Annotated in this window: 19 protein-coding genes; 9 read left to right on the forward strand and 10 right to left on the reverse strand. The window is 54.3% G+C overall.

The window, feature by feature from the left end; translation table 11 throughout:
- The 5 genes from VNZ60_RS20025 to VNZ60_RS20045 form a co-directional block, all read left to right on the forward strand.
- Window positions 1–1,474 (forward strand): hypothetical protein (locus VNZ60_RS20025; protein WP_325662285.1); only part of this gene is annotated, 1,474 nt, incomplete at its 5' end.
- A 30-nt stretch (window positions 1,475–1,504) separates the two neighbouring features.
- The gene (locus VNZ60_RS20030) at window positions 1,505–2,188 is read left to right on the forward strand and encodes a hypothetical protein (RefSeq protein WP_325662287.1); all 684 of its coding nucleotides are present in this window, start codon (window positions 1,505–1,507) and stop codon (window positions 2,186–2,188) included.
- 5 nt (window positions 2,189–2,193) lie between these two features.
- A complete protein-coding gene (locus VNZ60_RS20035; RefSeq protein ID WP_325662289.1) occupies window positions 2,194–2,364 on the forward strand; it encodes a hypothetical protein in 171 nt (56 codons plus the stop codon).
- Window positions 2,365–2,478: 114 nt separating this feature from the next.
- Window positions 2,479–2,763, forward strand: a complete 285-nt coding sequence (locus VNZ60_RS20040) for a hypothetical protein (RefSeq protein ID WP_325662291.1) — start codon at window positions 2,479–2,481, stop codon at window positions 2,761–2,763.
- 88 nt (window positions 2,764–2,851) lie between these two features.
- Window positions 2,852–3,073 carry a hypothetical protein gene (locus VNZ60_RS20045; RefSeq protein ID WP_325662293.1) on the forward strand — a complete coding sequence of 74 codons (222 nt, stop codon included), beginning with the start codon at window positions 2,852–2,854 and terminating at the stop codon, window positions 3,071–3,073.
- 452 nt (window positions 3,074–3,525) lie between these two features.
- Here VNZ60_RS20045 and VNZ60_RS20050 read toward each other — a convergent pair whose 3' ends face one another.
- From VNZ60_RS20050 to VNZ60_RS20085, 9 genes are all read right to left on the reverse strand, one after another.
- Window positions 3,526–4,329, reverse strand: coding sequence for a class I SAM-dependent methyltransferase (locus VNZ60_RS20050; RefSeq protein ID WP_325662295.1), 804 nt, complete (start codon window positions 4,327–4,329; stop codon window positions 3,526–3,528).
- A gap of 248 nt (window positions 4,330–4,577) precedes the next feature.
- Window positions 4,578–7,661: an ATP-binding protein gene (locus tag VNZ60_RS20055; RefSeq protein WP_325662296.1), complete on the reverse strand. Its 3,084-nt coding sequence runs from the start codon at window positions 7,659–7,661 to the stop codon at window positions 4,578–4,580.
- A complete protein-coding gene (locus tag VNZ60_RS20060) occupies window positions 7,658–10,381 on the reverse strand; it encodes an EAL domain-containing protein (RefSeq protein WP_325662298.1) in 2,724 nt (907 codons plus the stop codon). Before VNZ60_RS20060 ends, VNZ60_RS20055 begins: the two co-directional genes overlap by 4 nt.
- A complete protein-coding gene (locus tag VNZ60_RS20065; protein ID WP_325662300.1) occupies window positions 10,302–10,748 on the reverse strand; it encodes a response regulator in 447 nt (148 codons plus the stop codon). Before VNZ60_RS20065 ends, VNZ60_RS20060 begins: the two co-directional genes overlap by 80 nt.
- Window positions 10,741–10,902 carry a hypothetical protein gene (locus tag VNZ60_RS20070; RefSeq protein WP_325662302.1) on the reverse strand — a complete coding sequence of 54 codons (162 nt, stop codon included), beginning with the start codon at window positions 10,900–10,902 and terminating at the stop codon, window positions 10,741–10,743. Before VNZ60_RS20070 ends, VNZ60_RS20065 begins: the two co-directional genes overlap by 8 nt.
- Complete coding sequence (locus tag VNZ60_RS20075) at window positions 10,902–11,063, reverse strand: hypothetical protein (protein WP_325662304.1); 162 nt, start codon at window positions 11,061–11,063, stop codon at window positions 10,902–10,904. Before VNZ60_RS20075 ends, VNZ60_RS20070 begins: the two co-directional genes overlap by 1 nt.
- Window positions 11,064–11,181: 118 nt before the next feature.
- Window positions 11,182–11,346: a chemotaxis protein CheW gene (locus VNZ60_RS25305; RefSeq protein WP_414648922.1), complete on the reverse strand. Its 165-nt coding sequence runs from the start codon at window positions 11,344–11,346 to the stop codon at window positions 11,182–11,184.
- 401 nt (window positions 11,347–11,747) lie between these two features.
- The gene (locus VNZ60_RS20080; protein ID WP_325662306.1) at window positions 11,748–12,557 is read right to left on the reverse strand and encodes an SDR family oxidoreductase; all 810 of its coding nucleotides are present in this window, start codon (window positions 12,555–12,557) and stop codon (window positions 11,748–11,750) included.
- Window positions 12,554–12,883, reverse strand: a complete 330-nt coding sequence (locus VNZ60_RS20085) for a nuclear transport factor 2 family protein (protein WP_325662308.1) — start codon at window positions 12,881–12,883, stop codon at window positions 12,554–12,556. Before VNZ60_RS20085 ends, VNZ60_RS20080 begins: the two co-directional genes overlap by 4 nt.
- 107 nt (window positions 12,884–12,990) lie before the next feature.
- Between VNZ60_RS20085 and VNZ60_RS20090 the strand changes: the two genes are divergently transcribed.
- The 4 genes from VNZ60_RS20090 to VNZ60_RS20105 all read left to right on the forward strand — a co-directional run bounded on the left by VNZ60_RS20090 (window position 12,991) and on the right by VNZ60_RS20105 (window position 18,386).
- The gene (locus tag VNZ60_RS20090) at window positions 12,991–13,920 is read left to right on the forward strand and encodes a LysR family transcriptional regulator (RefSeq protein WP_325662309.1); all 930 of its coding nucleotides are present in this window, start codon (window positions 12,991–12,993) and stop codon (window positions 13,918–13,920) included.
- A gap of 214 nt (window positions 13,921–14,134) precedes the next feature.
- On the forward strand, window positions 14,135–14,554 hold the full coding sequence (locus VNZ60_RS20095) for a hypothetical protein (protein ID WP_325662311.1): 420 nt from the start codon (window positions 14,135–14,137) through the stop codon (window positions 14,552–14,554).
- A gap of 581 nt (window positions 14,555–15,135) precedes the next feature.
- A complete protein-coding gene (locus VNZ60_RS20100) occupies window positions 15,136–16,290 on the forward strand; it encodes a TIR domain-containing protein (protein ID WP_325662313.1) in 1,155 nt (384 codons plus the stop codon).
- A gap of 401 nt (window positions 16,291–16,691) precedes the next feature.
- On the forward strand, window positions 16,692–18,386 hold the full coding sequence (locus VNZ60_RS20105; RefSeq protein WP_325662315.1) for a hypothetical protein: 1,695 nt from the start codon (window positions 16,692–16,694) through the stop codon (window positions 18,384–18,386).
- An 874-nt stretch (window positions 18,387–19,260) separates the two neighbouring features.
- On the opposite strand, the gene VNZ60_RS20110 is transcribed toward VNZ60_RS20105, so the two are convergent.
- Window positions 19,261–20,163: a hypothetical protein gene (locus VNZ60_RS20110; protein ID WP_325662317.1), complete on the reverse strand. Its 903-nt coding sequence runs from the start codon at window positions 20,161–20,163 to the stop codon at window positions 19,261–19,263.
- Window positions 20,164–20,165: the final 2 nt, after the last annotated feature.

Genomic DNA, 20,165 nt, shown 5'->3' on the forward strand with positions numbered 1-20,165 from the left:
TCTGAGCAGCACCATCACCCAGGGCGTTGCGGTGGCCACTGGTTTGCAGAGCAGTTTTGATTGGCGCGGGGTGGCGGTGTCGGCGATTGCCACCGGGGCTGGATATAGCGCTAGCAACGGGGTGCAGAGTTGGAACATGGGGGATGCGTTTAACCGAGCGGCTGGCGGTGTGACGGCGGGTGTGATGAGCACCCTGTTGCGTGATGGGAGTGTGGGCCATAATCTTGGGGCGATTGCTGCGGATGTGATTGGCAGCACGATTGGCAATTCGATTGCTGAGCAGGTCGCGGGATTGAATACCCAGAAAACCTTCGCGCAGGATGGGCAGCAGACTGCAAAGTTGACTGAAGCTGGATTGTCGGCGCAGGAGGATGGACGCGATGCGACGATGGCACAGATGCTAGGGGTAGGGCCATCCAGTTCAAACGCGCCAACTGTATCCGGAACGTTGTTTCCACAGCCGGGGGAGTTCGATCCAACGTCAATTTCGGCGTCTGTTGCACCGCCTGTGACAGCAGCCCAACACGAGTATTTGCGGACAAGTTTTGCGGGGCCTGGCGCGGCTAGCTCACGCACGGGGGCGTTGACCAATCTTTACGACTTGTCAGATAAAGCAAACTTTAGCGATTATCTGAATGCCGTCAATCAATCGCAAGTCAACGGACAGGTTTTGGATCCACAGGATATTAGTACTTCAAAGGCACTGCTGTTTAATTACTATGGTTATTCAATGGGAGAGGAAAAATACTCATCCGCAGAAAGCGGAAGTGTCAAAGAACAACTGGCTGGAAGCTTGAGCGATCAAAGTTCACCAGCCTTCACGCGAGCACTGGGGGCATTTAGCCAAACTTCTACCGATCAACAGCAACAGCGATATGATTTCTATAGCAACATTCAAACCGTCTACAATGTGAATGGCCAGGCAACAAATGGACGGTACGTAGATATGTCGCAAAGTGACAGAACAATTCGGATAAATTGGGACCCAACTTTTGCCAATACAGCAAATGCTGTCGGGGTAACTGCGGATGAGGCACTTCGTAAGACTGATTTTGAAGTTTATCATGCGGCCACAAGCGCTGCATTCAACACTGACGGTGTTAATTCAATCAACATAAATGGAGCGTGGCGGCCGTCCCCCTCCGATTATGCTGCAATCACAGGTAGGACTTCGCCACTTCCAAACGCGCATTCTCCACATATTTCTAGTCGAGCTATTGACATCAACATGATTAATGACATTCGAATTAATAACGGAGGATGGGATAACAACCACAACGTGATAATTGACGAGCCGAATATTGTTGAAGATTTTACGGATAATTTGGCTGCTCAATCTGGCGTGCGTCAAATTTTCCAACCTTGGTCGACGGCAATAAAAATTACAAATGGAGATAATCATGGGCTTAACCCGAATTTAGGAATATCTGCCAATGATAGACTTCATGGTAACCACTTGCATTTTGGTTTTTGATCTTTCCACTTGCGTCTATGAGATTTGCTTATGAAAAAAATATCTTTTTTTCTTGAATTATACCGAACCATGATTTTTGTATTACTCGTAACGTTATGCGGTTTTACAGAGATTACTGCGCGCGCGCAAAGTGCATCGATGCAAGATTTTCATCATGAAATTTTACTCCCTGATATTTTCGTAAAAACGACAGAGGCTATAAGCTATGCTATGCCTTCCACTCAATCAGAAAAAAAATGGAAATATAATTATTTACAGCAATTAAATATCGATAATTCGCTGCTTTTTCAGGCTCCCGAAGGTTGGTTTCCTGTGAAAGGAAATAATGGAAAAAAGGCGACAAGTAAGCAATTGCCATCCTCTTGGATTCAAAAGAGTGATGTAATTTCGTTTAAAGAAATGGAGTCAATTACGGCTTGTTGGCCGATTGAATCAATAAACTCTGTGGTTGGTGATTCTTTTATTAATATAAAATTCAGTATTGCAGGTGATGCAATAGCAACGATTAATGGCGACGGAGCACCCTCTCAGACACATCAAGCACATGTATATATTAAAAATGCTGTCGTCGATATTAGAGACAATGAAACTCATCTGTCGTTGATGCTCGCATCATATAAACCCGAACTCAAGAGGTTGTACCCATACGGAGTTGACTCCCTTGATCAGCAGGTTTTTCCGGAAAAATCGATGAAGGGTTGCAACCACCAATAGTTGACATGAGATGGCAACGTGTCACGGCGAATGCGTTTGGCAATGCGATTGCCGAGCAGGTGGCGGCAGAAAGTACCAGCAAAACCTTCGCACAGGATGTGGCGGAGCGCAAGACGGTGACTGATCCATATGGGATGTTAGGGCGGAATCAAGCGGCAGCGCCCGCAGAGGCATAAGTTGTGTCGGGCGCGGATTTCGTGATGACTCGGGCGTCTGACGGAAGCGGTAGTAACGCCAATTGAGATGCTGATCTGGCTCCAGGTTATTTCCGGACTAGCTCCGGCAGAGTAGTGCACGATGCAGGTTACTTCCCGCAATCTGCAAGCGAAGAAACCGACGGCATCTATGAAGCCAAATATGGGCAGGCGTTTCGAGGCTTGCCGCGTACCATCAACTATCTTGCGCGTGAGCAGCGCGACGAAACCTGCCCGCCACCGTTGAATGTCGCCGATACCGAAAGCCTGACGCGTATGGCAATGGCTGCCGCGAGCATGTTGTCGGGACGGGCGGAGGGGTATATCGATGTGCTCAACGACATGCATTCGAGCACAGTGGAATGCAAGTTAGATACTTGATACAGCATCGCAAACTTGCCACCACTATTGCAATGAGAACTCTGCAACACTGGCGGCTCATTGAGCTTCTATATGGACGCCTCTCTCAATGAGCCACGGTTCCATCTCCGGCGGCCGCCGTAACAAGCTGAGCGGCTACGATGTTGCCGGTCAGCGGCGCAGCGCCAACTATGCCGACGGCCATAGCGAGAACTACAACTACACCAACGACGGTTATCTGGAAGACGTGCAGGTCAATGGTTCTATTATGCGAACAGGGATGAGTTCCCGCCGACTGGCGTTCATGGCGAGGAATCTAAACCTCGGCTAAGTCATTTCCTATGGGAGCCAATTTTGGGAATAGGGCGTCTCATCAGAGGCGTGGAAAGAGGCGCTAAAAGCGTCGATTAATCTGGATTCTCATGTTTCCAGGGAGTCGTTTGGCTCCTTAGCTCAGGGTTCCCTCTGTTTTTTTGCCTTCCAACAGACGACTTCTATGCAGCTTGTTTTTCCTCAAAACTAATATTCCCGCACAATAGGGTTGTGTTCAGAGTGGGCGATATAAAAAAACAGCAGTGTACATATTAGACAGTGTTAAATATACAGTGCTGCGTTTTTATACAGTTTACGCTGTAAGTATTTGATTCGATTGGTCGGGACAGAGCGATTCGAACACACTCCGCCCCCTTTCACCCCTTGTGACCTGCCCGACGTTTCAGGAGCAGGTTAATTTGGAATAGTTACGGTTTGCCGGAGGCTGATTTTTGCTTCGGGGAAGTTGGCTCAGCAAACGTGCGCGCGAGTCAAAATGTAGTCCGAGTGCACGAGATTATCGAAGTAGTAAGGTGCAACGAGCGCATCGAATTCACTTCGAATCGCGTTTAGTTTCTGTGGGTCATCTATGAGACTCTCCACTAGTTTTTGCACCGGGCCTACGGAATGTTCCATGAACAGGCGATAGTGCGCGATGCTCAGTGCTGGAAAGAGCATCGTGCCGCGCTCAAAGAATGGTGCGTCGAATTTCGCGGACAAACGCTCAGCGATGACGGCCGGGCTGCCCCACTGTGGTGGCGCAGCCGCTCCAGGCGGAAGTGGCGGTGAATTTCGTCCGATAAAAGCAAACATGCGCCCAATAAAATGTTCGGGTGGCCAGGTGGCAAAGCTAATGCGTCCATTTGGTTTCAGTACACGACGCATCTCCGCGATCGTAACGTCCGGTCGCGGCGCGAACATATGTCCGAACTGGCTCAATACGACATCGAAGGATGCATCCGGATAGGGCAGCTGCTCGGCGTCGCCCTCAGTCCACACAATATCGTCAAGTTGCGCAATGCTGGAGTTCTCTCGCGCTTGTTCAAGTAACTCCGGTGTGAGGTCGAGGCCCGTTACCAGCGCCCCGGCTCGCGCCGCGGTGATGGCCACGACACCGGTTCCAGTGCCGACGTCGAGGACAACGTCCCCCGCATTTATTCCCGCGAATTTCACCAGATGAGCCGCTACCGGCGTGGTGAACACGGCCGTTGGAGAAAATGATGCCCACATCTCACGCTGTCGTTTCTTCAAATCTGCAAACGGGTCATGGGCCATGATGTTCTCCTAAATAAATAACAGATCAGGAAGCAGTAAGATTAGCTCGATAGATCACACCTTGCAACCCGGAACGCGCCGGGTTGACGATATGCAACTGACTCTATACTTCCAAGAACATCGCGTTGGTACGGCATGGCGCGAAAGGGGGAATGGCTGCGCCTGGCAGATTCTCACCGATTGAACCCGAGTGCGGAAGGTCCGCAATCAGGCCGAATGTCTAAACCAATGTCGACATTCAGCAGAATCTACTGCATCGAATCCGCGCTTGGCGGATCTGTTGCGGAGCCTCCCGGCAACGCCCCGTGCCTGGGCGACGGCAGCGTCCAATAGATCGCGGCTCCTTGATCGACCTGTCCTTCTGCCCACACGCGTCCACCGTGACGTTCCACGATTCTTCTGACGGTGGCGAGACCTATGCCAGTCCCGGGAAATTCACGTTCCGAGTGAAGACGCTGGAACGGCGCGAAGAGATTCCCTGCGTATGCCTGGTTGAAGCCGGCGCCATTGTCTTTCACGTAGAAGGTGGTCTGGCCATCCTTGATGACCGACCCGAGCTCGACTTGGGGGGCGGGCGTCTTGGTTGTGAACTTCCACGCGTTCCCCAGCAGATTCTCCAGGATGATCTCAGCCAGGCGCGAGTCCGCGTCCACGACAAGACCGCCATTGACGATGAACGCCACCTTTCGGTCTGGCTCGCTGTTGGCGAGTAGGTCACAGATGCGCTTGCCAAGTCGAGCCAGATCGACCGGCTCACGGCGGAGATTCACTCGTTCCACTCGCGCGAGTTCAAGCAGGTCATCGATCAGCTCACCCATCCGCTTGGCGGCGGTGCGCACGCGTTGCAGGTAGTGCTGGCCTTGCGCATCGAGTTGCCCCGCGTGATCTTCCAGAAGAGCCTGGCTAAAGCCGTCGATGGTGCGCAGGGGCGCCCGCAGGTCATGCGAGATGGAGTAGCTGAAAGCTTCCAACTCTTGGTTTTTTTGCTCGACATTTTTCAACAGGGCCGCGCGCGTCTCAGCCAGTTCGTTCGCGATGTCTGCCGCCGCGCGACGCATCCGCGCCATTTCCATGTGTGTCGCGACCCGGCTGATCAGCTCGCGTCCGGAAAACGGCTTCACGAGGTAGTCGTCGGCGCCGATTTCCAGTCCGCTGATGATTGCCTCTTCGCCGGCGCGTGCCGAAAGAAGAACCACCGGAACCGTGCTGGTTCTTGGATCGGCACGAAGCGCTCGCAACAGGGCGGCCCCATCCATGCGTGGCATCATCACGTCGCTGAGAACCAGGTCGGGCGGTCGTTCGAGCGCCGAGTCGAGAGCAGCTTGTCCATCCACGACGGCCTCAACCAGCCACCTCGACGACAGCAGCCGGACCAGGTATTCGCGCATATCGGCGTTGTCGTCGGCGACCAGGACGCGGGCGCCGGAGGTGACGGTCAAAGCGGCGGTCGAGGCGGCAAGCGGGGCAGCGCCGGCGGTGCCGGCGTTTCCACCCCTGAGCCAATGCGCGGCTTCCAGCAGGTGCGGCGTTGTTCCGACTGTCTCCGCGTCGAGTCGGGACTCCGACAAGATCCGATCCTTGGGGAGATGATCGGTACCCGCGGGAATCGTCACGATGAAGGTGCTGCCCTTGCCGAACACACTTTCCGCGCGTATCTCGCCGCCATGTTGCTTGACAAGCTCATGGACCAGGGCGAGTCCGATCCCGGTTCCCTCGAAGCTTCGGCCGCGCGCTCCCTCGATGCGATGGAAACGCTCGAAGATCTTGGGCAGTTCTTCGGCCGGGATGCCGGTGCCGGTATCGATCACGGATAGCGTGATTTTGCCGTCGGCCGCTTGCAGCCGAATCGTAATTTCGCCCTCGAACGTGAATTTGAAGGCATTCGAGATAAGGTTCAGGACAATCTTTTCCCATTGGGTCCGATCGACGTAGGCAGGCTCCGGTTGCGGAGGGCAGTCCACAATCAGCTTCAGTCCCGCCGATTCCACCAGGGACTGAAAGGACCCTGCGAGGCCGCCGGTGAAGACGGGGAGGTCGATGGGTTCGAACGACGACGTCAGGCGATTGGCTTCGATGCGCGAGAAATCGAGCAGGCTGTTGACCAGCCTCAAGAGGCGTAGCGCACTTCGATGTACGGTCTCGAGACTATCACCTCGAAGAACCCGGCCTGGATTGCTCAGGGCATCTTCGAGGGGGCCGAGGATCAAGGTAAGCGGGGTGCGGAACTCATGGCTCACATTGCTGAAGAAGGTGGTCTTCACGCGATCCAGTTCGGTCAGCTTCTCGGCCCGCTCTCGCTCTTCCTCAAAGGCGCGGGCGTTGGACACGGCGGTAGCGACGTGCCCGGCGACGAGATCGAAGAAGCCACGGTAATCATCGTCGAAGGCCCGTCGCGGGCTGATCCCGAGTACCAGCACACCGGCCAGCCGCTGCGTCCCGGGGTGCGCGATAGGCTGGAGCATCGCCTGGTGTGCCGGTTCATCCCAGGGCTCCCTGGGTAAACAGTCGAAACGATCGGCCAGATTCTCTACCGTCTCCGCGCGCCCATGTCCAGCCACGCGCGCCAGAGGCCAACCGATGGCATCCGCATCCGTCATGTCCACCGTCAGCGGGCTGGCAGCGGTCCCTGGCTCCAAGCCAGCATAGCCGGCCAGATGGAGCTGTTTGCCGAAGCTATCCTCGAGGTACACCAGGGCGAAGGGAATGTCGTGCCGGTTGCGCACGAGAATCTCGGCGCAGAGCCGAGCGGCCTCGTTAGTGGTTCGCGCCTCTATCGCCATCTCCCGCAGCGTCTTCAAGCGGCGTCTGTCGAGAACGCGCGCAGTGCTCTCCGTGCATGCGTTGAAAATACCGCTCGGCCGCCCCGTTTCGTCACGAATCGGGCTGTATGAGAACGTATAGTAGGTCTCCTCCAGATAGGAGTAGCGAAGCATCAGCAACATCAGATCCTCCGACCAGGTGGCCTCGCCGGTGTCGATGACCTGGTCCATCATGGGGCCGATGATGTCCCAGATCTCGGCCCAGCACTCCTGCCCGGGGCGGCCAAGGTACTGCGGGTGCTTTCTTCCGCCTAGCAGTGGCCGGTAGCCGTCGTTGTAGAACATCCATCGCTCCGGGCCCCACCACAAGACAATCGGATGGCGTGAGCCAAGACAGATGCTGACGGCGGTCCGAAGGCTCTGGGGCCACGCTTCGATCGGGCCCAGCGGAGTCTTGGACCAGTCGGTGGCGCGTATCAGACTGGCCATCTCCCCCTTGCCTGCGAAGATCTGCTCGGCAAGCGAGCCGCCGGCCGCAGGCAGCACCTCCCCAGCGTTTGTTTGATCGTTCATGTCATGCCCCCGCGCACTCTGCTCAAACTGGACAGCAGAATTTCAACTTCTGTTCCGGTCATGGGTTTTCCAAGCAAATAACCTTGCAGTTCATCGCACCCCATGAACTGAAGCTGGGTGCGTTGTTCGATAGTTTCCACGCCATTAGCAATGACTTTGAGTTTAAGTGCGTGCGCCAGCAATATGATCGTCGATACGATTGTGATCTGCCCGGTATGGGTCGTCAGATCCGTGATAAAGGCGCTGTCGATCTTGATCGCATTCAAAGGGATCTTGGCCAGGTAGCTGAGCGACGAATGGCCGCTTCCGAAATTGTCGATCGCAAGGCCGATGCCTTTATCTTTCAGTATCCGCAAGGATGGAGTAATGCTATCGATGCTCCTGGTGAGAGCGGACTCGTCGATTTCCAGATCGATTGCAGCTGGTTCTTCACCATCGCACCCCAACACCGCGTCACAGACTGTTTTCAGAAAATCGGGTTGCTGCAATTGGTCTGCCGAAATATTGACCGCAATCGAGGGTGGATTGAGGTCTTGTTTGCGCCAGTAGCGATGGTCGGATGCCGCCTTTTGCAGCACCCACTTGCCCACCTCCACGATCAGTCCCGTCTGTTCCAGGATCGAAATGAATTCACGCGCCGGTAGCAGCCCGTGTTTCGGGCTGTTCCAGCGAATCAGCGCATCGAAGCCGACCAGACGGCCGTCGTCGGCGGCAATCTTGGGTTGGTAGTGCAAAATAAATTGTTTATCCGCGACGGCTTGACGCAGTTGGCTTGCCAGGAGAAGCTGTTGGGCTACACGGGCAGTCAGACCCTCTGCATAGAAGAGATATTCCGTGCCGGATAGTTTTGCTCTCTCCAATGCGGCTTCGGCGTTGCCAAGCAGTTCATCGACATGCGCGCCGTCAGTCGGATATAGTGCAACTCCGCAGCTAGCCGTGATGCTTATTTCCTGTTCCCCGACCGAGAATGGTAGTGTCAGGGAGTTGAATACATATTCCTTCAATGCGCGCGCGACGTCTGCATCGCCGCGCAGCTCCGATAACGCTATGGCAAACGTGTTGCCGCCAATACGCGCGCAGTTGATTCGCCCGTCTGCGCTAAGCCGTTTTGCCAGGAGTTTGAGCACCTGATCGCCCTCGGCTTTGCCAAACGTGTCGTTGAGCACGCCAAAATGCCGTATGTCCAGTACGACCAGCGCAAGCTTGCCATGTGTTTGCGCATTGGCTTGGATCGATTGCGCGGTACGCTCAAAAAACAGCTTGCGGTTGGGCAGCCCCGTCAGCAGGTCGTACAGGGCGAGGTGGCTTGACGCTGCTTCTTTTTCCAGGTAATCGAGCGCGAAAGAAAGGTCGTCGGCCAATTCCTTGAGCAAGGCCTCTTCCTCGCAGTCGAATGCATTCGACTGCGAGGAATATAGCGCGAGGACACCAGTCACGCGTCCATTTATCACCATCGGTAGTACGGCAATCGAACGGACGCCGCGCTGGAGCAACATCTCTGCGCGTTGCGGATGGAGCATATCCGAGTCGAGAATGTTGCCGACGACGGGCTTGGACAGGTCGATCGTTTTGTTCACGATCGGTCCTATTTCAGCCTGGTTATCGCGCACGGTGAGCCGAAATCCGCTCAGGATTTCGGCGTCTTCTCCCGCCCAGTTGGCAGGCGTCAATGTATGCGATTCCGTGTCGACAAAGCCGCTCCAGGCAAGCTTGAGTCCGCCTTTGTCGACCGCGATCCGGCAGGCTTCGCGCAGCAGCGCGTCGCGCTCGCGGATACGTGTGATCGCCGAATTGATGCCGCTCTGCATGGCGTGAAAATGGTTCAAACGCTCGTTCTTGTCTTGCTGCCAGGCGCGATCGGTAATGTCACGGTCGGCGCCGCGATAACCGACTAGTTCACCGTCGCTGCCGAGCAATGGCACTGCATTGCTTTCGAGCCAGCAGATGCTGCCATTTTTATGTTTCCAGCGGAACGTCAGATTGCGCCACCCGTGCCTGTTGGCGAAAGCGCTTTGTGTCAGATTGCCGGCGGACTTGGCGTCCTCTTCAAGCATGTAGTTGTTGGCGTTGCTGCCGATGAGTTCGTCCGGCGCATAGCCCAGGATCGTGTTGCTGGCATGACTACAGTAGGTGAAGCTGCCATTGAGATCGATTTCCCAAATCCACTCGACGATCGCATCTGCGATGGAGCGAAAGCGTTCTTCGCTCTCTGCCAGTTCCTGCTCGGCCCTGCGCAGTGCCTGGCGCGCCTGTGTTTCCTTGAGCGCGCGCTCGATTGCCGGCAGCAACCGGGCCCGATTGTCTTTCAGTACATAATCGACGGCGCCTTGCTTGAGCGCCTCGATCGCACGTTCTTCACCGATGGTCCCTGACACAAATATGAATGGAATATCGGGCCTCTGCTGCTGCACCATGGCCAGCGCACTGACGCCGCTGATACCCGGTACGGAGTAATCGCAGAGGATCACGTCCGGATCGAAATGATGCAGCGAGTGCGCAAGCTCTGCATGCGTGTCCACCCGCAGAGGGACGATCTCCAGCCCGCCCTTGCGCATTTCACGAATCAACAGCTCAGCATCTTCGATCGTATCTTCGACAAGCAATACCTTGATCGCCTCAGTCATAGATTCTCCGTTTTTGTCACCAATCGTTTGGACGCCTGTTGAAATCGGTCCAATAGCAGCAAGCTTGCGATAGCACCTTCGTGAATGCGGCGGCATCTACCGGTTTGGTGAGGTAGCTGTTGACACCCAACCGGTAGCATTCCACCAGATCGCGCTCTTCGCCCGACGAAGTGAACATCACCACGGGGATGGATTTTGTATGTTCATCCGACTTCACGCGCCGCAAGACATCGATGCCGCTTAATCCAGGCATCTTGATATCCAGCAAGGTTAGTTTGGGATGGTCTCTGCGCCGCCGTTGGTAAGCGCCGCTGCAGAAAATGAAGTCCAGCGCCTCGATACCGTCGTGGACGCGCGCAATTTTGATGGTCGAGCAGTTGATTTTGAGTGCGCGTATGGTCATCTCCGCGTCTGCATCGCTGTCTTCCACCAGCAGCACATCGACAGGTTCCAGATCATTCATTTTTTTCTCCGGCCGGCAGCGCAAGATAAAACACGGCGCCTGCGAAACCGCGCTGCAGATCGTTCTGGCGTTCACGCGGAAAATGCAGCCCCGTCCTGTCGGCGATGCACTCGCTCAATTGCGGCCGTTGCGTCTCCAGGACTTGACTCGGCATCATTCGCTCCGATCGATTGCTTCATCCAACATGTGCACCTCGTCCAGGGAAAGTGGTTTTTCCAAGTCGTAGATCAATGCCAAGTCATCATCAAGCCTGGCCACACCCTGGAATTGTTCGCGGCCCGGGTGCGACCAGGTTGGTGCTGAAAATGGCGGCATGTTCGTGTTCGCATACCCCTTGCGTCTCATCGGTGACCAGCGCCATCGTTCGCCGCTGGGTTAGTGCGATCAGGAACTAGTCGTTAACACCGATTGCCCGCTCCGGCAATTGAACCCGTCACCGGATATTGAGTACCGGAATCACCCCGCCCAGCAGATCGATCGCACCGAGCACGACCGCCGGTGCGTTGGGCAAGGGCGTCGCATCTGCGGCGTAGATAATTCGTGTAACGGCAGCAAGTGGCGGCGCACAGCGCCTCCCATCCAGAAAAAAACCACCAATTGGTCGATTTCATTCATTTGAAAACCCGGGCCTGCCGAGTTTTCTGGACTGGATTTATATTTCCTTGCGGAAACAATGGTAGCAGGTTTTTACATAAATGGGTGGTAGTGCGCGCATAGTTGTAAAAACTGCCGTCGATGTTTATCGCCTCTATTTACGGGGGCTTCCAGCCGGTCTTCGCGAGAGAGTTTGCGTCAATAAGCGGAGCGAAAAATAGATAGGAATCGATTGCGGACTAACAGTTCACTTTGGAATTCCGAAGTGAAGCTAGATGCCACCTGGGAAAAACGTCAGGGGCCAGCATGCTCGCTGTCCGCACTCCGTGGGCAGATGCTGGCGGCGGTCGCGCAGATGGAGGTAACTCCCCCTCCCATTGCTGCCATTCGTCGTTGACCAGATGCTTACACCGTTGGTATCGTCCCACCGTCGATCACATATTCGCTGCCTGTAATTGATGCCGAGCGTTCAGAAACGAGGAAGGCGACCAACTCTGCCACTTCCTCCGGGCGTCCCGGACGTCCGAGCGGGATGCCCCCCAGCGAATCCATCAGCATCGTCAATGCTACCGCTTCGCTGGTACCCGAAGTTTCGGCCAAACGTTGAATCAGTCCGGTGGCTGCAGTTGTCTCGATAAATCCGGGTGCTACGGTATTGATGCGGATGCCTTTTGGGCTAAATTCGTTCGACAGCCCTTTGCTGTAATTGCTGAGCGCTGCCTTGGCCGCAGCATAGGCGAGCGTCGCTTCAAACAAGGGGAGGCGGCGTTGGATAGACGAAATGTGTACGATGACGCCTGAACCTTGTGCCACCATCGACGGCAGCAGGACGCGGTCCAGGCGCACTGCCGCAAACAGGTTAGTCTCGAAAGCGTACTGCCAGTCGTCGCCGCTCAAGGCCAGCGCACCCCCTCCCGGCGCCGACGATCCGCCCACGTTACTGACAAGAATATCGATGCCGCCGAGATGCTCCAGAACGTGACGCGCCACCGTAGCGCTGCCCTCGGGAGTACTCAGATCGGCCGCAACGAAGTCGGCGTCGTTCGCCAACCCCTCAGGCCGGTGACGTGCCGTGGTGACGACATGTGCGCCCCCCTTGCGTAACCTCTCGACAATGGCTTCGCCCATGCCCTTGGTGCCGCCCGTGACCAGCACTCGCTTGCCGGCAAATTCGGTTGGATCGACAGATATCGTTTTGCTATTGGTAGTGTTCATAATGTAATCTCCAATGCTGAAATGCCCGTGTCTCCAAGCACAAAATGAAAGCGCAATGGCAACGGGCTGCCGGGAAAAGTGCCGGCGACCTGCACGACAACGCTCAATTGGCTGGCCGAGCCTGTCGCCTCGAGCGGCGTCATGACGGCTGCGTACTTCTTTTGGTTTTCGTCATTCCACGCAAAGATGGCTGCACGGCCGCGCATATCGCGTCCCTCATCATGAACAACGGCGTCTTCCGCAAAACATTGCGCAACACTATCTGAATTGCCGCTGTTAGCGGCCTTGAAGTAAGCCGCAACTGCGGTCGGTAAGTTAAGAGACATGATGACTCTCCAATGGTGGATGGAGATTTCATCATAGTGAAGCCGACTATAGAGAAAAAGATGATTCTGGTATATTGGGCTTGTCCTGCAAGCTCACAATTAAAACCATGTCCGATACCTCCTTCGACGGGCTGAAAGCCTTCCTGACTGTCGCCGAGCTGAAAAGCTTCACAGCAGCGGCCACGCGCCTCGACGTCACCACTACCGCCGTCAGTAAGGCGGTCAAGTTACTGGAACTGCGCCACGACGTGGTGCTGCTCCAACGAACCACCCGCCACGTGGCCTTGACCGAAGCGGGCGCAACCTTGTTCGCCAGCCTGCGCCCAGCCGTTGACCAGATCGACGATGCGTTCTCAGCCTTGCACGCCTCACGCGGCCGGCCGAGCGGCACGTTGCGCCTGACCATGCCACGCGCCTTGGGAGCGCTGCTGATCAAGCCGCTTACCGTGCAATATCGACGCATCTGCCCCGATGTCGCAATCGACATTTCGCTCGACGACAGTGCAGTGGACCTGGTAGCCAGCGGCTTCGATGCGGGCATCCGGCTGGGCGAGGCGGTAGCACAGGATATGGTGGCCGTCCGCCTGACGCCGGACCTGACATGGTCGGTCGTGGGATCGCCCGATTATTTTGTGCAAGCGGGGAGACCGGCTGCGCCAGAAGACCTGACCGCGCACGAAACGATACGCTACCGCTTCCTCGCGTCCGGCGGGCTGCACCGTTGGGCGTTCTACCGGAAGGGGCAAGCGTTTCATGTGGAAACCAGCGGCAAGATTATAGTCAACGACACCACCCTGATCCGGGGCTTCGCACGCGCAGGCATGGGCCTGGCTTATCTTCCCGATATGGAAGCCGGCGCCGATATCGACAACGGCCGCCTTGAGCGAGTACTCCAGGGCTTTCTACGTCCCACCAGCGGCCTGTTCATGTACTTTCCCGTGCGCACACAACACCAACCAAAACTGCGCGCTTTCATCGATATGGCAGTCCACGAAGTCAAAACGCTGTCGACCGCATCCTTGCTCGCTCCCGAATAACGCCTTATAAACAGCCCTCGAGAGCGGCACCATAATCTATCTCTGCATTCGAGTCGTTGTTTGGGGAGTCGTGGCAACGATACAGCGAACAGTAGCAAACCCTTTCACGCGTTACCTTGCCTATACCCAACTTTCACTGTATGACGGCTATCTTGAAACCGTTTCAAGATAGATCAGATGCCATCCGGGAAAACTTCGGGAGCGAGTATGCCCGTTGTCGCCGTCCAGCAAGCTGATGTTGGTGCTGTTTGGGGAGCGGCAGGTACAAGACTCAATGCAGTTGAGGGGTCCGTCCAAGGCGGTGAAGTTCTTGTGTGAAGGCATGGACGTCGCGCATCTCGAGCGCGTTGCGGACGCTGATGAACCTCGACCCATTTTCACGCAGGAAGCACTGGCGAAGCAACGGGGGTGGCTCCTCGCTCGAAACATGGAAAACCCACAGGAATCCGCCGAACGTCAGGTTGTACGCTCTGATGCCATAGCTACGGATTGGTCGCGGCTCGGCGATAACCTGAAGCGTTTCCGGCAGCTCTCCGACCTTGAGGCCGAACATGAACGCACCATAACGATCTGGCTCGCCTGGGTCGCAAGCCAGCAGTTGCCGCCTCAGGCATTCTTCGTGCGCTGGACCTAGCTGAAGCCTCTTAAAGAAAGGCAACGTCGATAGGCAATCCATCTGCCTTTTGGGTAATGGCTGCAGCTATCGAGGTGTACGGAGATGGCGAGTTGGCAGATGCGCTGGTGCTGTCGAATCAAGTTGCGTCGGCTCAGATGGCGATAGGTAATACGGCGTTTCTGCGAGACAGCTTGGTAGGGCAGGCTCAATGGCTGGGTGTGTTGATGATCAAAATGATGGCTCGTGCGGAGGGGCAGAAGAATGCGGACCAATCCGCACAGTCCATCAAATTGGCTCTGACTGCGCAGAGACAAGCAGCACAGGCGTTGGCAAATGCAGCGGCGCTAGACAAGCAGAGTGATGGGGGATCAATCACGGGGGTAAGGTGTAGTACCTCAGGCTAGACCTGGCAGCCGGTGTTAGGTCTAGTCTAGTTCGGCTTTCCGTGTAACTGACTGAGACTGGCCGGGCGAGACGATCAGCGTCGGAGCGCGCGAGCTCGTTGGTGGGGAAGAATGGGGGACTTGAATGCATAGCCGTGGCGACACGATTTCGAATATCATTGTGCAAGATCAGTAGGTCATTATTTAGAGACACTCATGCTAAAAATATTTCTGAGTTACGCAAAAGAAGACGATGGTGCCGTGCGACCGTATTACGCAAAACTGAAAGCCGCAGGTTTTCAGCCGTGGTTAGATGTTGAGGACTTGATACCCGGGCAAAACTGGGAAGCCGAGATTGACCGCGCCTTTAACGAGGCGAACGTCGTTTTGTTATTTCTCAGCCCTCATAGCGTCAGCAAGCGTGGTTTCGTGCAGCGAGAGGCAAATCAAGCTATCGACAACTTGCGCTACAAATTGCCTACAGATATCTATGCAATCCCCATAATGCTTGAGAAGTGCGAGGTGCCACAACATATCGCTAGGAGGCTGCAGTATCTCGACGTCGTTGCGCACGATATGTGGGAACGCCTGATGCGTTCGCTCGGGGCGGCGGCTGAGCAACAGCAAATAATCGTCGCGGCGGGAGCTGAGCACGGCCCTTATCGGGTTTTTGAGGACGAATTCCGGGAAGAGTGGAATGGTCGACCGGGGCACAGTATTAGCGTCAGCTTTCCTAGGTTTATTTCGGATTCACATGGGGAGGCCGCTGAAGCTATATCGAACTATTTCAAGGGGAGAGCGGAGAAGGCGCGAATCGACGCGCGGACAAAGCCTTGGGATCAGATGCCCGATATTTTTCCTGAAGTGAAGGATGGCGATAATTTCGCTTCCAACAACGGAAGGTGGGACAGTTACGCAATTGCTTACGCGAGTGACAGCGTGGTAAGTGTGAGTTATACAGTCGGTTGGTACGGGGCCGGCGCGGCTCATCCAAATAGCCATTTCGAGACCTATAATTTCGCTGTCGTCGACGGTAAGGTATTGGCGATCAACCTGTCTGACCTCTTGGACGACTATCCTGCTGGCGTGAGAGCAATCAGTGCGTTTTGTAGTACGGCTATCAAGCGGGAATTCTGGAGTCGTTGTGGTACTGAACCCGATGCGGACTCGATCAAATGGATTGATACTGGTGTTGCTCAACAGGGCGGAAACCTTGACCAATTTACCGTTTCCTCTGAAGGCATCACGTTCTTGTTCTCTCCGTATACGGTGGCGGCATATGCGTTTGGTCCATTCAGCGTAATGGTTCCATTTTTTGATCTATTGCCATTTCTGAAGAAGGACGGTGTATTCACGTTCTTACGATCATAGTATCTGTCTCGGTCATTACCCGTGACTTGCTGCTTTCAAGCAGATAATTTCAGGAAAAGCTATCAAGCCGTATGTCTCTATTTAGTCATGTCACTGATCGGGAGATGCAATGAAGAAGTTTCTGGCGTCAATAAGCAATGACCAGGGCGTCTCCAAACACACCTATATCCGCGCTCGCATCGACCCCAATACCAAGCGCTGACGCGCTTGAGGCAATGGGGTTAGGGATAATGGAATCATCGTCTTGGACATCGATTCGTTAGAGACTATATAGATCTGATCGGTGAATTGTTTGGCGGGTGGCTTGCGCCATCCCCAACAGTAACCTGGTTGTCCGTTAAAATCCCACTCATTCTCTCCTGCCATCATTCCATCACTACTGCTTTTCCGAGGAAACTAACATGGACACGCTTCTCTCCAGTCCGCTCAGTATCGACATGCTTCTCGTGTCGAAGCAATCGGAGTCGCTCTCGGCCGACAAGATTCAGATTCTGCAGCACATACAGGACTATCCAGACGTCGAGAAGTATAACGAAGCGGAGGTGCGCTCGTACATTGTTGATCCAATGTTACGAGTGCTGGGGTATGACAAGGGAGCACCCTTCTCGACGAGCCTCGAAAACCACTTGATGTTTGTGGGGCAAAAGCGCAGGTCTGATTACCACGTTCACTTGTGGGAAGAGAATTTTTGGCTGCTGGAAGCAAAGAAACCCCAGATCGGCATCACGTCCTTCGGCTACGAAGATTTCTCCCAAGCGCTGGAATACTCCGTACATCCGAGCGTAAATGCTGCTTTGATCGTTTTATGCGATGGGCTAAAGCTGGAAATTTTCGATCGTGAGGTGAATGTCGAAAGCCCCGTTCTTCACATCGAAATAAAAAACCTAGTCGCTGAATTCGACAAGGTGCGCGCAATACTTGAGCCAATGCAGATTTGGTTCTTTCAAAAGCGGCGGGTTATTCGCTTGCTGGATCGCGTCTTCGATAAAGAATTCGTGATGAACCGGGTCGAGGAATTTTCGGACCTGCTACAACGCAGGCTCCGTGGCAAGCGCAACGCAATTGTCGAAAACTTCCGGAAGATGGTAAAGCCGGATTCCGAAGAACAGCGACAGCGAGCTGGGTCTGCAACGCTGCCAGAGTTTACCGGTCTGTATATGATGTTCGATTTTCCTATTTTCGTCGACAACGCGGTGAACAGGAGGCTCGTGGAGCTTAGCCTGCCGAGCAGTTTCAACGTCATGTACAAGATATTGCCTGATCACCCAAGCTCCGCTAACGACTCTTTCATGTCGCAGGTTGCAGCGTATCTCATGGGGTTGGCTGAAAAACGCGATACCGTGGAGTGGCTTCCAGCATGGCTGGCACCAGACAAGCAGGGGGGAGCGGAACTTGAACCATCAATCAAGTTTTTTCTCGATCAATGTCTTACTTACTTCAAAGACTATGAACCATACCGACTCGTGTTGCTTGCCGCTTGCGCTATCCGGCGCATCGTCAAGATCTACGCCATCTCGAATGACGCAATTCAGAAGCTGGGTACAGATTTGCATGCGTTCGCCCGGTTTACACTCCCCGAGATCTCATGGGCACAAATAGTGGCCTCACCCGAGGGGCAACTTATCAATATCATCGACACGCAAGCGATGGCGACATTGGATGACTTCGTTTTGAGGAACAAAACCGGAAATGGGAACTTCCAGATGGAGTCCGCGAAACTCCAACTCCGGCGCTATTGGGAATTGGAGAAAAAGCTTCTTTCAGCTATCCCCAATTACCGGGCGTTGCTGGCGGAGAGGTCCCTCGGAGAAATGCGGATGACGGAATGCTCAAGCGTGACCTATGACAATCTGGGACATTCGACAATTGTCAGGCTACATAGATTTCCGAAATGGAAAGCCTACCTTCTGGCGGAAAGGCGTGAACTGGTGGAGCAAGTGGCGTCTACGGGCTCTTGGGCGGCGAGAGAGTTGCTCGGTCTTAAGAGGGAAGATGAGTTCAGAATAATGACGGATGAGCAACTGGCCGATCGTTTTTTTCTCGGCGACGTTGGAACATTCCGTGTCATACGTGGGGGGTACCGGGAAGCAGTCTAGCATCGGGCGTGCTGAAAGAAATGTAATCTCCGATAGACCTTACAAGCAATCCGCGCTGATCCAATGTCGACAACAATTCATACTCCTTTGCCAAACCCCACCGCAGACGCGGATCCGAACTGGCAGGCGTTCTCTGCCTATCTTCGACTTCAAGAGATTGTTGAAGAAAATTCTCTAGCCGTCAGGTGCTATCAGGGCTTGGACGATGGAGGGCGCGGGTACGTTAAATCGTCTCACCTGAATCACTGCCTCTCGCTGTTTCACTATGGAGAGAATAGTCGCTATGCTGAACACGCTGAGAACCTATTTGGTACACGTCTTGATGATTACGATTATCAAAAATCTCTGGACGAGTTAGACAATATTTTTAAATTGAAGGCGTACAAGTTCACCCAAAGTTCGCTCGTCTTCAAGGGAATCTCTTGCGCACCGTTCTATACGTTTATGAATCTACAATCGTGCAATGCCGGCGAATTCGTATTCTTTCCTGGTTTTCTCAGCACGTCAGTATGCAGACAGAGCGCTGAGAGCTTTTGTCGAGGTGAAGAAGGAATTCTCCTCGAGATATCAGGCCTCGATCTCGTCGACTCGATCGTTCCTGAAAATTCCACGGTAAAACATTCGCTAACCGGCGACATCCCAGAACAAGAGATTCTCCTATGCCGGAATACGCACATGCGGGTTGACAGCGTAGACCGCGAAGGCTCTCGGAATCGAGTCGTGTCTCTGCGTGTAACGAGTGGACCCTAACCCATCAACCGAGAAGGCGTGCCCCGCCTGACCGGGAAATGCTTCTCATCAAAACGTTGGCAGTCTGCTGTCTAAAGGTGGCTATGACCGCAAGGGGGCTCGATGTAACAGTCGGGTACGCCTTCTACGCCGGCGCTGGACCGAATAGTCGCTCAAATAAGGCCAGAACATTCTGTCTCATATCTAACTGCTGCTGCATGAACTCTGCCTCATCAGGTGACAAGTGAATTTCTTTCCTCAACGAGCTAATTAGCTGCACCATTGTTTTTTGTAAAGGTTCCATTTCCGCGATCAATTTACGCGAGTAGGCTAATTGTTGCGGGGCGAGAGCGTCTCTCATATGACCCCGGTGTCTTTTGATTGCATCCACAAGATCATTAGCCTCTTTCCAAGCCTTTTGAACTGCCTCGATAACGTTAGAATCTGCCCCTTGCTCTGCCAGGTCGGCGAGCTTCACGCTTTTGCGCTGCACCTCGCTTTCAGCGTGGATCAACTTTTTATTAAGTTCCCAGACTGGATCCAACGCTAATCGCAAGGGAAATGCAGACGCTTGCGCCAGCAAGTACATTTCCGACATTTTGTTAGCAAGGTCGCGCGATAAATGAGCCGCTTCCGACTCCGCTACAAGCCAAATTTTTGAGTTGGCCTTTAAGAAGGCCTGAAGAGCATCACTATCAGTGGTTCCGGAAAAATCTAAGGGCTTAAAAGGGAAATTACCAATAGCTCCGAGAGCTGCATGTGTCTCCTCTACTGCTTTCGTATAAACCTCACGCCGTATCGCTGCTTTCCGATCTTCTTCCTTTTGGTTGGCGTCATGGGATCGCTGTTTGTCAGCTTCCAATTTGTCGTGAACGTGTTGGTCTCTCAAACGCTTGTAGCTGCTATTGTTGGCAGAACGGATCCCTACATACGACATGCCGGACGCCAGCAAGGCGCCAATTGCTCCCGACCAAATCACAGTCGGTATGCTATTGATCCAAGCGGGTATACTAATGATCCAAACCAGAAACGCCTCCCACAAGACCATCT

It is taken from the genome of Collimonas sp. (genome assembly GCF_035566375.1).
GTDB lineage: Bacteria > Pseudomonadota > Gammaproteobacteria > Burkholderiales > Burkholderiaceae_D > Collimonas.